The 242-nt window shown below is 49.2% G+C and carries 1 pseudogene; it reads right to left on the reverse strand.

From position 1 onward, the window contains the following. A pseudogene (locus GJQ66_RS14410) lies at nt 1-242 on the reverse strand (acyl-CoA thioesterase); the annotation flags it as partial.

Raw genomic sequence — 242 nt, forward strand, 5'->3', positions numbered from 1 at the left:
AGGTTTTCGCCGACTTCGATTCTTCCTTTTTCACTATCGAAAGCGTTACGATAGTGCTCTCTCAATTCGCGGCGTTTCATTGCTTCAAGAAATCTTCGTCCGTCTTCCTCACTTTCCAGTAAAAGTGGCGGGACCAATGCGGGGCGATCATCCTCACCCTTAGCCACCATGGTCACATAAGACGTATTGGTGTGACGCTGCACGCCGTTTCTGACATTTTCGGCGATCACACGAATTCCGAT

Source organism: Microbacterium sp. ZXX196 (genome assembly GCF_009709595.1).
Taxonomy (GTDB): Bacteria; Actinomycetota; Actinomycetes; order Actinomycetales; family Microbacteriaceae; genus Microbacterium; species Microbacterium excoecariae.